The sequence below is a fragment of the Paenirhodobacter sp. CAU 1674 genome (genome assembly GCF_029222945.1).
In the GTDB taxonomy this organism is placed as follows: Bacteria; Pseudomonadota; Alphaproteobacteria; order Rhodobacterales; family Rhodobacteraceae; genus Rhodobacter.
The window spans coordinates 156,990-170,604 of record NZ_JARHUH010000009.1; the positions used below are offsets into that span (position 1 = coordinate 156,990).

The 13,615-nt window shown below is 62.2% G+C and carries 12 protein-coding genes; all 12 read right to left on the bottom strand.

What is annotated here, in order from left to right; genetic code table 11:
* Positions 1 to 3: 3 nt before the first annotated feature.
* The 12 genes from P2G62_RS14020 to P2G62_RS14075 all read right to left on the bottom strand — a co-directional run bounded on the left by P2G62_RS14020 (position 4) and on the right by P2G62_RS14075 (position 13,610).
* Positions 4 to 486 carry a hypothetical protein gene (locus P2G62_RS14020; RefSeq protein WP_275735525.1) on the bottom strand — a complete coding sequence of 161 codons (483 nt, stop codon included), beginning with the start codon at positions 484 to 486 and terminating at the stop codon, positions 4 to 6.
* Positions 483 to 3,995 carry a helicase-related protein gene (locus tag P2G62_RS14025; protein WP_275735526.1) on the bottom strand — a complete coding sequence of 1,171 codons (3,513 nt, stop codon included), beginning with the start codon at positions 3,993 to 3,995 and terminating at the stop codon, positions 483 to 485. Before P2G62_RS14025 ends, P2G62_RS14020 begins: the two co-directional genes overlap by 4 nt.
* Complete coding sequence (locus P2G62_RS14030) at positions 3,992 to 4,885, bottom strand: WYL domain-containing protein (RefSeq protein WP_275735527.1); 894 nt, start codon at positions 4,883 to 4,885, stop codon at positions 3,992 to 3,994. The genes P2G62_RS14025 and P2G62_RS14030 overlap by 4 nt, the downstream gene beginning before the upstream one ends.
* A gap of 159 nt (positions 4,886 to 5,044) precedes the next feature.
* Complete coding sequence (locus P2G62_RS14035) at positions 5,045 to 5,482, bottom strand: ribbon-helix-helix protein, CopG family (protein ID WP_275735528.1); 438 nt, start codon at positions 5,480 to 5,482, stop codon at positions 5,045 to 5,047.
* Between the two features lie 9 nt (positions 5,483 to 5,491).
* Entirely contained in the window at positions 5,492 to 7,480 is a 1,989-nt protein-coding gene (locus tag P2G62_RS14040; RefSeq protein ID WP_275735529.1) for a conjugal transfer protein TraG, read from the bottom strand.
* A 105-nt stretch (positions 7,481 to 7,585) separates the two neighbouring features.
* Complete coding sequence (locus P2G62_RS14045; RefSeq protein ID WP_275735530.1) at positions 7,586 to 8,194, bottom strand: plasmid pRiA4b ORF-3 family protein; 609 nt, start codon at positions 8,192 to 8,194, stop codon at positions 7,586 to 7,588.
* Positions 8,195 to 8,285: 91 nt separating this feature from the next.
* On the bottom strand, positions 8,286 to 10,052 hold the full coding sequence (locus P2G62_RS14050) for a DUF3363 domain-containing protein (protein ID WP_275735531.1): 1,767 nt from the start codon (positions 10,050 to 10,052) through the stop codon (positions 8,286 to 8,288).
* A gap of 247 nt (positions 10,053 to 10,299) precedes the next feature.
* Entirely contained in the window at positions 10,300 to 11,043 is a 744-nt protein-coding gene (locus P2G62_RS14055; RefSeq protein ID WP_275735532.1) for a lytic transglycosylase domain-containing protein, read from the bottom strand.
* 3 nt (positions 11,044 to 11,046) lie between these two features.
* Positions 11,047 to 11,385, bottom strand: a complete 339-nt coding sequence (locus P2G62_RS14060; protein WP_275735533.1) for a DUF736 domain-containing protein — start codon at positions 11,383 to 11,385, stop codon at positions 11,047 to 11,049.
* Entirely contained in the window at positions 11,369 to 11,980 is a 612-nt protein-coding gene (locus tag P2G62_RS14065) for a S26 family signal peptidase (RefSeq protein ID WP_275735534.1), read from the bottom strand. The genes P2G62_RS14060 and P2G62_RS14065 overlap by 17 nt, the downstream gene beginning before the upstream one ends.
* Positions 11,977 to 12,495, bottom strand: a complete 519-nt coding sequence (locus tag P2G62_RS14070) for a DUF2840 domain-containing protein (RefSeq protein ID WP_345799274.1) — start codon at positions 12,493 to 12,495, stop codon at positions 11,977 to 11,979. Before P2G62_RS14070 ends, P2G62_RS14065 begins: the two co-directional genes overlap by 4 nt.
* On the bottom strand, positions 12,492 to 13,610 hold the full coding sequence (locus P2G62_RS14075; protein ID WP_275735535.1) for a replication initiator protein A: 1,119 nt from the start codon (positions 13,608 to 13,610) through the stop codon (positions 12,492 to 12,494). The genes P2G62_RS14070 and P2G62_RS14075 overlap by 4 nt, the downstream gene beginning before the upstream one ends.
* Between the last annotated feature and the right edge of the window lie 5 nt (positions 13,611 to 13,615).

Consider the following 13,615-nt stretch of genomic DNA (forward strand, 5'->3'; position numbering starts at 1 on the left):
GGCTTACTCCGGGAATTCTATGAACGTGGGCATGGCAACGAGCTCGGGCCCGCGCGGCGGGGCGTTCTTGCGCCACCCGCCTTTGATGGTTTGCAATTTCGATATCGGAAAACGGTCCTTGGCCGCCAGAGGCACAAGCTGGCGAAGGTGCCAGAAGACAGCCCAATAGCCCTTGTTGTCGGAAGAATATTGGCCTGTCGTCGGCGGGCGATGGTCCATGCCGAGCGAATGCCGTCCGTTATGCGTCTCCTCGCTGCCAACATACCAGCCGGTCCAGGAAACCATGAAGCTGAGCTTGGCAGGGTCATCCTCATGCGAGGGATAGATCAGCACGGGCACAGGCGCACCGTTGCGGCGCGCGTCGATGTCCCGAAAGAGCTCGAACTTCCGGGAGCCGAATGCCACGAACCCTTTTTCGTCGGCAATCTGTCGACCGGATTCGATATGCTCCAAAGGCACAGGAGCAAGAATGGCAAAATCCGTCATCGCGGACCCTCCGCCCGCGCAAGCAGGCTCTTGATGCTGAACTGAATGGCGTTGTGCTCGAATGGCGGTTCACGCGTGTCGAGCGCGCCGCGAACATAGCGCGGTTCGCGGGCAAAGCCATTTTCGACCTGCACGACGGCCAGAATGAACTTTTCGGGCTCGTGCAGCGAGGTGATGACTTCCTGACGGGTGATCATCACCGTGTCGGCGCTGTCGATCCGGCCCTTGACCTCGATGAAGCGCAGGTGATCCGTGTTCGGATCGTAGGAGGCGATATCGTAGCCGACCTTCTGGGCAGAAACATCGGTTGGTGTATTGCCCAAGGCACGTTCGGCGGCCATGACCGCCTCCATCGCCGCGATCTCGATCTTGCGCCGGGCGACCGGATCCTCGGAAAAGCCATTCGCCGTTGCCGCCAGCTTTTCCGCAGGGGCGCGGGCGATCAGCAGGCCCCGCGGGATAACGACCATGCCACCGCGGACGCGCGGCGGCTGAGCAGAGATGAAACGCTCTTGATCAAGAGCTTCGAGGCGGCGCCTGAGACGCTCGGCCAATTCCTCGGCCCGACGTTGCGCATTTTGCCAGTTCAGGCGGGTTTTCTTGCCGGCGCGCTCTTCCTCCTTCAGTTCAAAGGCGCGCGCGTCCCAATAATTGATTTCCTTCTTGAGGCGCGCCTTCACTTCCTGCTCGACCTTGTCGATCTCGGGGAGCCGGCGGGCCTTGACCTCTGCCAGGTGCTTTTGCGCGAGCTCGATCGTGGCAAAACGCACGGCGGTTTTTTCGAGATCGGTTCGCAACCAGTCGGCGTCCAGAAGGTCCTGAACCCAGGAAATTTCCTCCGAACTCGCCGGCCGGAGGTTGAGGTGGGGCGCGATCCCCGCATTGGTGGCAGCGCCGTTGTGATCGATTGCCGCGAACTGAAGGCGTTCGGAAACGATGTGGGGTTTCCCGGATGCTGTTGGGCGTCCATCCTGAACACCATGTTCCAGCAGGAACAAGGCTTCGATCTCTTCACCGGTATCCGTGTCGTCAATCAGGATAGCCCCACGCTTCATGAGATGATCGTAGCGCTCACGCACGAGGCTGATGACGGCTTCGAGCAAAGGATGCCCAGGGCAAACGAAAGCGGCGACAGGCTGCTGGTTGATCTTGGACTTCTCGAAGCAGATCCGTTCGTATTTCTTCTGAATCGGTGCGCCCGTTCCGGTCTGTCGATCGCGTTCGCGGATACTGAGAGGAACGTGTGTGATTTCCCACCGCCCCTCTTCACGGCGCTTGATTTGCCCCCCAAGGTGCTTGAACGCCTCCACGAAGAAGCTCTGAATATGATGCGGTTGAAGGCGCTGGGCCTCGGCGCGTTCCATCTCCAGGCGTAGCTCGTGGACACGGGCTGCCGGCATGGTGTCATTGGTGAGGGCTCTGGCCTCCAGGAGCTGAAGAAGATGCTCCTGATCCACCGCGCCATCGACAACTTGGAACAGCCTGGCCTTCACGTCATCTTGCTCGCCATACTGGATGGCTTCAACCAGAAGATCGCGTAGTGCCGTCCCCTCAAACAGCTGCCCCAGCACATCGTAGACACGCCCACCAAGTGCTTCTCTTGCAGCTTCGAGTTTCTCGAGCAGGCGGGCATATACTTCGCCTTCACGGGTATCCGCGGCTACCAGATTCCAGAGATGACAGACCTCCGTCTGACCAATCCTGTGGATCCGACCAAACCGCTGCTCGATCTTGTTCGGGTTCCAAGGAAGATCGTAATTGACCATGAGATGCCCGCGCTGGAGGTTAACGCCCTCACCGGCTGCATCGTTGGCGATAAGCACCAACATGTCCTTATCCTGCATAAAGCGTTCTACGACTTTACGCCGCTCCTCGCGCGTAACGCCCCCGTGGATGACCTCGACAGCCTCGGGTTTTCCAAGGCGCGCGCGCACTTTTTCCTGCAGATAATGCAATGTGTCTTTGGGTTCGGTGAAGATAATCAGCTTGCGGCGATTGCCTTCGCCATCAATCATCAGCTCGTCATCGAGGATCCGGTCGAGTTGCGTCCATTTCGTATCCTTTCCGGAACGAAGCACCTCTAGAGCCATAACTTCTAGCCCCTTCAGAGTCTGGACCTCGATTTCGAGTTGTTCGATCGTTTCGGCAGTCGTCGCCCCCATCGAAATGATATCTTCGAGTTCGTCGACTTCTTCTTGGCCATATTCGTCAATGTTCCTCAGAACTTCATCAGAAACATTCGCCTCACTGAAATCTGCCCGCCCCCCCTTTCGTGCGAGTTTGGCTTCCGCCAACTCCGCCTCGAGACGCTCTCTCCTACGTTTCAAAGACTGATAAATCGCAGCGGGAGACGATGCGAGACGCCGCTGCAGAATTTGCAGCGCAAATCCGACATTGTTGCGCTTCTTTCCGTCATGCTCAGCAAACCGTTGAACGCGATTCATCTCGGTTCGAACATACTCGGTGACAGCACTGTAGAGTGCGGCCTCTTCTGGCGAGAGGTCATATTTCACTGTGTAAGCGCGTCGTTCTGGAAACAACGGTCGACCGTCGAATTTCAGGAGTTCTTCCTTGGTCAAGCGACGCATCATGTCGGCGCTGTCGGCATAATGCACACCGTCACGGAACCGGCCTTCAAAGCGATCGCCGTCCAATAGCGCCATGAAAAGCTGAAAGTCTTCTTCCTTGCCGTTATGAGGCGTCGCAGACATCAGTAGTAAGTGGCGACAAACCTGCCCAAGCAGTTGCCCTAACTGGTATCGCTTCGTGTACTTGACCTCCCCGCCGAAGTAGCTGGCGGACATACGGTGGGCTTCGTCACAAATGATCAGGTCCCATTCAGTTGAAGAGGCCAACTTCTCCTGAAGGTCCTCGCTCCGCGAAAGAACATCGAGTCGCGCGATTAAGCGGTTTCGATCATTGAATACATTGCCAGATCGCGAAGTCTCGATCATATCGCGGGACAAAATGTCAAACTCGAGAGAGAATTTCTCCCCGAGTTCGTCTTGCCACTGTTCGACCAAGCTGCCAGGCGCCACAACCAAGCAACGCTCGAGGTCGCTTCGGGCTATCAGTTCTTTGATCAGAAGGCCCGCCATGATGGTTTTTCCCGCTCCGGGGTCATCGGCCAGCAAGAAACGAAGAGGCTGCCGCGGCAGCATTTCCCCATAAACGGCAGTGATCTGGTGAGGGAGAGGATCGACAAGACTTGTGTGGATCGCAAGATACGGGTCGAAATAATGCGCAAGTTTGATCCGATTTGCCTCGGTAACCAACCGGAGGAGGTTGCCATCCGCGTCGAAAGACCAAGCACGACCACGCTGCTCGATCGACAAGCGATGCTCATCGTCGCGATACAATGTGGTCTCCGACACATTTCCGCCGGCTATTCGGAAAACGACGTTGACCGCCTGATCACCGATACTCTCGACCGAAACCACTTCAACACTTTGGTTTGGAACGACGCCTGAAATGGAAGCTCCGTTCTTGATGTCTTCCAGTTTGATCATTGCGTTCCATCCTTTTCTTCCCCGGCAGCGCCGCGAAAATCGCGATATACCGCGCCGCGATTGACGAGAACGATCTGCTGTTCTTGTGGGGACCTAGCCTCCGGATCGGTGTCGAGCCCGAGCCGCCTGAGCGCGTAATAGAGCAATGCGCGCCGAACTTTGATCGCTGTCTTTCCTTCGTGCATACCATAGTCCAGCGCGATGACGTCGGCCTGTGTCTTGGACAGCGCTGGATGAGGGGCAACTTCGAGGATGACCTCAGAGTGCCAGTCCTTGTCTTCGGCGCCGGTAATGCCGCTATGGCGCGCCCCGCGAACCTCGAGAATGCGTGAAAGGAGGAAGTCCTTGAAATGATTATCCGTCGAGCAGAATGCGCGCGCGTGCCAGCGGAAGCCATCGAAGGCGATTGCATGTGGAGCAAGCCAGCGCCAACGGGGTTCCGGGTTCGAAAGCGACTGATATTTCACTTCGACTGCCTCACTACGGCGAATGGCGCCGACAATTGCTCTGAGCGTTAGAGGATTAACACCCCGGACAGGTGTCGGTGCCGATGCGAAGGGTGGAAGTTCAGCGATCCAGGTATCCTCGAGATCGAGAATACCGTCTGAGAGCGATCGCAACTGGACAAGATAACGGCTCGCATCAGGTTCGAGAAACTGCGGCGTGAACTCGGAACCGCGGATATAGCTCCGGGCACTTTTGTCATAGACCATATTTTCGGGCGCAAAGGCGATATAGCGGTTCAGGTCAGCGGACGCCTGGTTCACTGACAGTCCGAACTGCTGCATCAGATCGCTCCGATTCACATGCCCCTCCCAAAACAGGCGAAACTCGATGAATTCGAGGCGCTGCGCGACTCCCCAACGAAGCTCCGATTTGCCGTTTGCCACTACGCGCCCCCATCCATGTCCGCACGAAAAATATGCGCGTCCATTTTTTGTGCTGATGTCAGGTGTAGGGAAGCTTTTGAGATTCGGCAATCAATGCGTGCAAACAATCCGCGTTGTTCCTGCGGCCTTGTTCCTTTTCACGTTTGATACCAAGGGCGGTCAGTCGCCGTCCATGCCTGGACGCGCACCGTCCCCGCCGCACACGTCATCGGGCAGCTCACTCAGAAAACTCTTCCCCTTCTGCACACGCCGCCCAAGCGTCTCGACGAAGCCCTCGAAGCGCTCACGCCCCTTGGCCTGCGCGATGGCCTGATCTTCTGACGGGATCGGCGGTGTGACGGTGAGCCAGAAGCGCACGAAAAGTGCTAGGGTTTCTGACGTGATATGCTGATCGCGCTCCAGCCGCGCGAGTTGGCGGGACAACCGGTCGAGCCGACGGGTCATCGCCGCCTCCTGAAGATCGGCGTGATCGGGCGACAGGAAGCTTTCGACCGCAGCCTCCACGACGGCGGAGCGCGTGATCCGCTTGCGATCCGCCAGATCGTTGATGCGCCCGATTATCTCGACGGGCAGCGAAACATTCAGGCGACTACGCATCCCCGGCCCTCACAGCGCGATGCCATCGTCATGATCGAGCGTCGCCTGGCGCGCCACCTGCCCCATCTGACGCCGCAGCACCTGGCGCTGCCGGGCGGCGTCTTCCGGCTCGTCGTCCAGCATCATCTCGAACTCCTTCGCGGGGGCCGGATCACTCTGGTGAACGATCTCGACATGTTCGGGCAGACCCGGTTCGCGCCGCAGCCCGGCATTGGCCTCGTCATCATCGCTCGCCCCCGCTTGCGCCTGAGGCTTGGTCTCGGTCACAGGCAAGGGCAGATCGGACCAGCCATCAGACTTTGTCATCACCGAAACCAAGGGCGCTTCGGGCGGCGGCAAGACGCGTTCGAGGAAGCGCTGGTCGAGATAGTACCGCGCCTTCTTTGCCCGGATCGGTGAGGATCCTGCTACCATGACGATCTCGTCATCCGCAGGCAGCTGCATGATCTCACCTGGCGTCAGAAGCTGGCGCGCGGTTTCGGATCGCGAGACCATCAGATGACCAAGCCACGGCGCAAGCCGGTGGCCGGCATAGTTGCGCATCGCCTTCATCTCGGTCGCCGTACCGAGCGCGTCCGAGACCCGCTTGGCCGTGCGTTCGTCATTGGTGGCGAAGCTCACCCGAACGTGGCAATTGTCGAGGATCGCGTTGTTCGGGCCATAGGCCTTTTCGATCTGGTTGAGCGACTGGGCGATCAGGAAGCTCTTGATCCCGTAGCCCGCCATGAAGGCCAAGGCGCTCTCAAAAAAATCGAGCCGCCCGAGTGCCGGGAATTCGTCGAGCAGCATCAGCACCCGGTGCTTGCGGTCCTTGGCGTGCAGATCCTCCGTCAGACGGCGGCCGATCTGGTTCAGCACCAGCCGGATCAGCGGCTTCGTGCGCGAGATGTCGGAGGGCGGCACCACGAGATAGAGCGTGGCGGGCCGCGTATCGGTGATCAGCTCGGAGATGCGCCAGTCGCAGCGCCGCGTGACATGGGCGACGACCGGATCACGATAGAGGCCGAGAAAGGACATGGCCGTCGAAAGCACGCCGGAACGTTCGTTGTCGGACTTGTTGAGCAATTCCCGGGCAGTCGAGGCGATGACCGGGTGCGGGCCCGCCTCTCCCAGATGGCGGGTGCTCATCATCGCCTGCAGGGTGGCTTCGATCGGCCGGCGCGGGTCGGAGAGAAAGGCCGCGACACCGGCCAAGGTCTTGTCTGCCTCGGCATAGAGCACATGCAGGATCGCGCCCACGAGCAGCGAATGCGAGGTCTTTTCCCAGTGATTGCGCTTTTCGAGCGAGCCTTCCGGATCGACCAGAACATCCGCCACGTTCTGAACATCGCGTACTTCCCACTCGCCACGCCGCACCTCGAGCAGCGGGTTGTAGGCGGCGGAGGCCATGCTTGTGGGATCGAACCGCAGGACGCGGCCATGCTTGGCGCGAAATCCGGCGGTCAGCTCCCAGTTTTCGCCCTTGATGTCGTGCACGATCGCCGATCCCGGCCATGTCAGCAGCGAAGGGACGACCAGACCAACGCCCTTGCCGGAGCGTGTCGGCGCGAAGCACAGCACATGCTCCGGCCCGTCATGGCGCAGGTAATCCTGATCGAGCTTACCGAGAACCACGCCATCGGGCCCGAGTAACCCCAGCATCTCGACCTCCTTGCGTTCGGCCCAACGGGCCGAGCCGTAGGTGTCGACATCCGCCGCCTCACGCGCCCGGATCACCGAGAGCGCGATCGCCACGGCGATGGAGATGAAACCGCCCGAGGCCGCGATGGCCCCGCCCTCCCAGAAGATTGCGCGGGCATAGGCATCATAGAAATACCACCACCAGAAGAGGGCCGGCGGGGGATAGACCGGCAAGCCGAGGAGCTCGAACCATGGCGGCCCAAGCTGTGCCTGAAACCCCAGACGCCAGGCAACCCACTGCGTTCCGCCCCAGGTGGTGGTGAGCACGATCAGGAAGACGGCGAGGATCTGGCCCCAGAGGATTTTCGTGGCTGTCATGCCGCGACATGTTCGGCCCCTGAAAGGTCGGATCAAGAAGCAGCAAACATCCCCGGCAGACCCGGCTAGCATGGCGTGCGTAAAGGAGGCTCGATGCTTCCAGTGTCAGGACCGTTGCCGGAAAAGGTAATCGCCACGGCATTTGGCAAGTGCTCGGTCCACCGCTTTCTGCGTTTTGCCCAGATCGAACTTTTCCGGGTCAAAGGCCTTTCCGACCCAGGCTCGATTTTGTCGATGCTCCGAATGATGCGGGTCTTTCAGGGACAGCACGAAATCGCCGTAGGAATGGCGCCCGCCACAATCCTCGGGCGGCCCCGCGCGTTCGCCACCCAACACGGCCGCCTTCATCTCTGGCCGATCAAACTGAACACGCGTTTCCAGATCGAGTTGATGAACCCAGGCATCCCCGAAATCATACTCATAAAGCAGGTACGGTGACGCGATCCGACGAAAATCGAGGTCCCGAAGCTTCACCTCGGCCGCCTCGAGTGTCCGGCGACCGGCGATGTCGTCATCATTGATCTCAGGTGCCCCGACGGTGAGCCCTCCGATGGTGAACTGGTGCATATGGCTGTCTTCCCAGCCGAAGGCGGCCTGGATCACCTCATGGAGCTCGGCGAAGTTCAACTCCGGCGAGAGCAACAGCCGGCGCCAAATCTGGGGCTCTATCCCCCATAGCCAAACCCGAAACTGAAGCGCGTAGTCCTTAGCCATGTCGATGTCTCGCCCCTTGCCTCACCGTCCCTGTCCTTGATGTCGTCTTGCCGACCTCGAAGCAAGTTTCCGAGACGGTGACCTGACGGCCTTATATCCCCAGCCCGCGCTTACGCCCCAGGTTCCAGTCCACGCCGCCCCCGGACCGTGCAACGCCCGAGATGTGCTGGCCAAGTTTCTGTTCGATCTCACGCGACCAGGGCACGAGCTGGAAACCCCGCCCGCCGTCGGGGCCGATGCCCTCGATCATCGCGTAGCGCCCCGAGGAGAGCGTGAGCTGGCGTCGATAGGTTCCGGCAACATGTTCCCCCGCCTTCGCCGCGTGCCGGGGAAGACCGGTTTCGGTGCTGAGCCTTTCGCTCACGGCGTCCAACTCGCGGCGCCGGAGCGTGGCGAGCAAATCGCGCTGCAGGACGACCCGTTGCCCCTGGCGCTGCGCGAGGCCCTCCGCCGCCAGATGATCGACCCTGGCCTCCAGCGCGTCGCGCACCTCTCCCCCGAAGCCGTCCAGGGCGAGCGGGATCCGTTGCGGCTCGACCAGCCGGTGATCAAGCCAGGTTGCCCCGGGCGCGGTGATCTGGCTTTGCAGGTCGAGATCGGATCGGTTGGCAAGCACCAGTGTCGGGCGCGGATCGTCCGAACTTCCAAACCGGCGCAGTTCGACGATACCGCCCTCGGGCGGCGCATGATCGAAGGCCTCGACGCCGCGGAGACGCACATGATGGGCCCGCCCGTCCGTCGCGTCGATTACCGCATAGGTCTCGCCGGTCAGTTCGTTGTGCAGCCCTTTCTCGACCAGCCGTCCGATAACCGGCGCCCCTGCCCCGCCCGGCTCCACCACGAAGGCGTCGAACCCGCGATCCTGCCCGCGAGATGCGAAGGCCCGGTGCATTGTCTTTATGATGTCGCCGCGCGTGCCGAGGTCCCGCAAGGTGCGCTCGGCTTCCAGACCGAGGCTCCACTCACCGGGCGCGGCTTCGACTGCGAGCCCCATCTTGCGAAGGTGTTGCAGTCGGCCGACCATCAACCGGCGCAACTCCGGATCGTCAGGGCCCTTCGTGGCTGGCCTCAGGTCGATCTGTCCCAGATCATCGGCACGGAACCGGATTTCTCGATCGATCCGGGTCCAGCGCTCTGCCGTGACCTCGCGTTCGAGCGCGTTGCGGATCTCGTGCTCAGGTTTCGGCCCCAGTTCCAGCGCAACCAGATCCTCGGCCCGCGAGCGCAAACCGGCGCTGATATAGTCGCGCGAGATCACCAGGTCGGCTCCCGCCTCATCGACCCCGCGCAGGAGCAGATGGACATGGGGATTGTCGGTGTTCCAATGATCGACCGCGACCCAATCGAGCCTTGTGCCCAGATCGGCCTCCATCTGCCGGACCAGATCGCGGGTGAAGCTCTTGAAATCCTCTAGCTCGGCAGCATCCTCCGGGGAGACGATGAAACGGAAATGATGGCGATCCTCTTCACAGCGCCGCGCGAAGCCCAGATCATCCGCCTTGTCGCTCTCCGCATCGAAGGGCACGCCAGCCTCCCCGTCCCGGCTGACGCCTTCGCGCTTCAGATAGGAGAGGTGTTTCGCGAGCGGCGCGGACCGATAGGCCCGCCCCCTGTGGCGGGCGATGCGTGCGGCCACCACAACGCGGCGGGCTGGCGCAAAAAGCCGCGCCCGACCAAAGCGGCCATGTCCGCGCCCGAAGGTCGAGGCGCTATGGGCCGATGATGAACGCGACGGCGTACCGTGCCCCGATTTCTGAGCCGCCCGCAGCACCTGGCTGACGAAGCTCTTGGTGCGTGGTGTAGGGACAGCACGCGGCTTGCCAGGGCGGATGCGGAATTCCCGCTCACGATCGCTCATGGGCGGGCACCAAAGCGGCTCGCAACAGCGCTGTGCATGCCCAAGCGTTGAATTCCTTGGAGAAAGTCGGGCACCCTGCCCGCGACCGATTCGCATACACAGGAAAAGCCGTGCCGCATCAGCGGCTTACGGCGTTCGTGGCAGGCGCTTTTATCTTGCCCTCCTGCCTTCCCGCCTTCCTGTCCTGCCCGCCCTTCCGCCGATCTTGCCCGTGCGCTCGCCAGTCCACTCCGCGGCCCGATCAAGCTCATGGAGCGCCCTGCTCGTCAGATCGGGCGACGAACAGCCCGGTTTCAGCGCCCGGCGCGAGATCGTGAAGCGGTTCCAAGGGGGCCGCCAGCCTGTCGCCAAATTGCACTGGGGCTGCATCGGAGACGCCGACGAAGAGCGTCGCAGCACGCCAATCCGGCGCACGGGGAATGGCCGGAAGCGGTGCGCTACTGTTGAGCATCGGCACCAGCGTGGCGACATAGGCGCGGGTTTCAGGTGGCAAGGCACGCCCGGTGGCGAGATAGTCCTCATAGCGCGCAGGCCCCGCGTTGTAGGCCGCCAGCATCGCCCCGACCGAGCCATAACGATCGAGCATCTCACGCAGATAGGCGGCGCCCGCAAGGATGTTGTCGCGCGGTGCAAACGGGTCCGTGCCGAGACGGTGGCGCAGGCGCAGCTCCGCCCAGGTCGCGGGCATGATCTGCATCAGCCCCATCGCACCAGCCGCCGAGACGGCGCGCCGATCGCCCGCACTTTCCACTTGCATGATCGCTCGGATCCAGCGCTCAGGCAGGGCAAAGCGCTGCGCCGCGTCGGCAATCAGCGCGGCATAGGGATCCTGCGCAGTGCTCTGGCTCCCCGGCATGCTCTGGGCCAGCAGCGGCGCGCCCGGAATGACGCCGAGATACAGGCCGGAAAGAAGACAAAGGAGGATGCGGCGGGGGCTGACGCGCCCCATCACCGCAGGTGGAGAGCCATGGCGCATGTGCGAACACGGCATGGCTCAGCCCCTCTCGTCGCGCTTCGGCGGGCGGTTCCAGTGCAGTGACCACGAGCTGGCGTCGCTGCCGTTCTGGAAGAGATGCGCACGGATCGGACGGGCGAGCATCGGGTCGTCGATCAGCACCGAGAGGTAATCGCCGGCCTTCTCGCCCGTGCGGCTCCAGGCGGCACCGATCTCGCGGGCGTCGTCCTCCGCACCCTGATGCAGGCGGTAATCCGGGGCGTTCTCGGCCTCCGTCGTCTCGGCGCGCGTGATACTGACGTCGAGGTCGAGCGTGAGCGTCTGGATGCGCCCGAAGAAGCCTTCCGCGCTGCGGGTGAACTCACCGATCTGTGGCATGCGATTGGTCCTTTTTGCTGGGGTGAAACTGAGGGGAAATCGAGATCGGCGGCCCATCGGCGCGCCATGTAAAACCCGCGCCATGCCCCGCATCCGTCCAGAGCGGGGTCAGACGGGCGGTCACGGCGCTAGCGGGAAGAGGCCCGAAATATCGCCCATCGAGACTGTCGGGCGCCGCCGGGTTCATCAGGAAGATCCTGCCATCCGGGATCACCTGGCAGCCCTGCCAGACCGGCAGAGCACGGCCTCGCCGGTCGCGGGCCTGTGCCCGCCCTTGGAACGCTCCACCCACGGTGATGGCATCCCCCGTACGGCAGACCTCCGTGCCTGGCAGCGCCAAAACGCGCTTGATGAGCGGCACGCCGCGGGGCAGATATCCTCGTTCGGATAGAAAGGCCGCGAGGCCCTCAGGCGCTCGCACCGCGACCCATTGGTCGCGTTCGATGCGCCCCGGGGAGCGCGCGAGGTAAAGGCCAATCGGCGCACTGGCAGAGGCGTTCCAGACCAGATGCGGCGACCATGGGAAAACTGCCGGAGCGGCCAAAAGCGCCACCGCGGCTGCGGCCACGAGCAACGTCAGGCGATGCCGTTTCATCGCAGGATACTCCGGCGCTTGAGCCAGGCCCGGTGCTGAAGCCGCGTGTAGGGATGGGCTTCCTGCCCGACGCTCAGCCGGTTGTGCAGATGTCGCCAATAATCCGGCGCGACCGCAGCCGGATCGATCGAAAGCGCCTCGATCGCGTCGATGCGCTGCAGCACGCGCTCGACCTTCGGCCAGCCATGGACGGAGAGAAGCAACTCCCCGCCCGGGCGCACGAAAGGCAGCGTCTGATAGGGCGCGAACCGATCGACGGCCTGCAGGATGTCGATGCGCGACGACACGGTGCCATAGTCATTCGAAGCCCAGCGAACGAAGCCGAAGATCGCGCCGGGCGCGAAACCCACCAAGCGGCTGTGCTTGTCGAGAAAATGCTCGTACTGCGGATGACCGAAGCGGATCCAATGTTCGATGCGCCCTTCCTGCCAGGTCAGCGCGACCAAAGCGCCATCCTGCGGCGCATCGACCGGCAGCGGACGCCCCGCCATGTAGGCGGAAAACCCGGTGCTCATGCCCTGCCCTCCGGCCCGAAGTCGAGCGGCAGTTGCGGCAGCGTTTCATCGACTGACCCCGTATCGGTTTGTGCCCCACGCCGGCTCGATTTCCGGAGAGTTTCGGCAGGGTTTCCGGCGTTATCCCCAGTCGACTGCGCCCTACAAAGGTTAGATTCTGTGTTAGAATCTAAGTTAGGAGAGCGATTTTTATCGGCGGCATCGGAGGTTACCCCCAGCCCGGGTTCCCGATAGCACGAGGGGACGGTTCCCGATGGCACGAGAGTGCGGGTTCCCGATGGCACGATCCCATTCACAGCATGTCCACAGGGGGCGAAGGCAAGCAACACGCGCCCCTGTGGTGCGCGTTCAAGGCTCAGCCAATAACCCGGCAACGGCTGACGGCGGATGATCTCGCGCAGCTCGAAGGCGAAGCGCTTGAACGGCGAGAGGCTGCCGGATTTGCGATGCAGGTGGCGGAACTCGAACCGCCAGCCCGCCTTCTGGCGCCCGCCATGCTTGCGGACGATCCGGTAAAGCCAGCGCTCGAGCCCGCCGGTGAGATCGAAATAGGCCGGGTCGATGGTGAGGATCAGCGCATCCTCGAGCACCGCGCGGTAGAACCAGTCGGGCACCACCAGCTCGATCCCGTCCGGCCGCCCTGCCCCGTCGGTGCGCTCCTGCCACTCGTTGATCCAGGAGAACCGGTGACGCCGGCCTTCGGCGGGCTGGCGGATCGTGGTGCAGATCGTGGTCGACTGCAGCCGGTCGAGCGCCGCCTTCAGGCGGTGATAGTCGCGCACCGATGTGCCGCGGCCGATATAGGTGAGGATCTCGTAAGGTGTCGCCGCCATGAGCCGCGAGGTGCGCAGCCCTTCGTCACGCGCCTCGACGATCTGGCTCGCGGCCCAGATCAGGATATCGGCGTCCCAGATCGTGGCCATGCCATGATCGGGCACCGCTTCGACATGGATCTCGACCCGGCCCGAGATGAATTCGATCGGACGGGTGCGGCGGGATTTGGAGAGCGAGAAGAAAGGATAGGCCATCAGGTCCTGCGCGTCGCGCGGGGCGAAATCCCCGGGAAGCGCGCGGAAGAGATCGAGCTGGCCGCGTTCGGAAGGCTCCTTGATCATGGGAA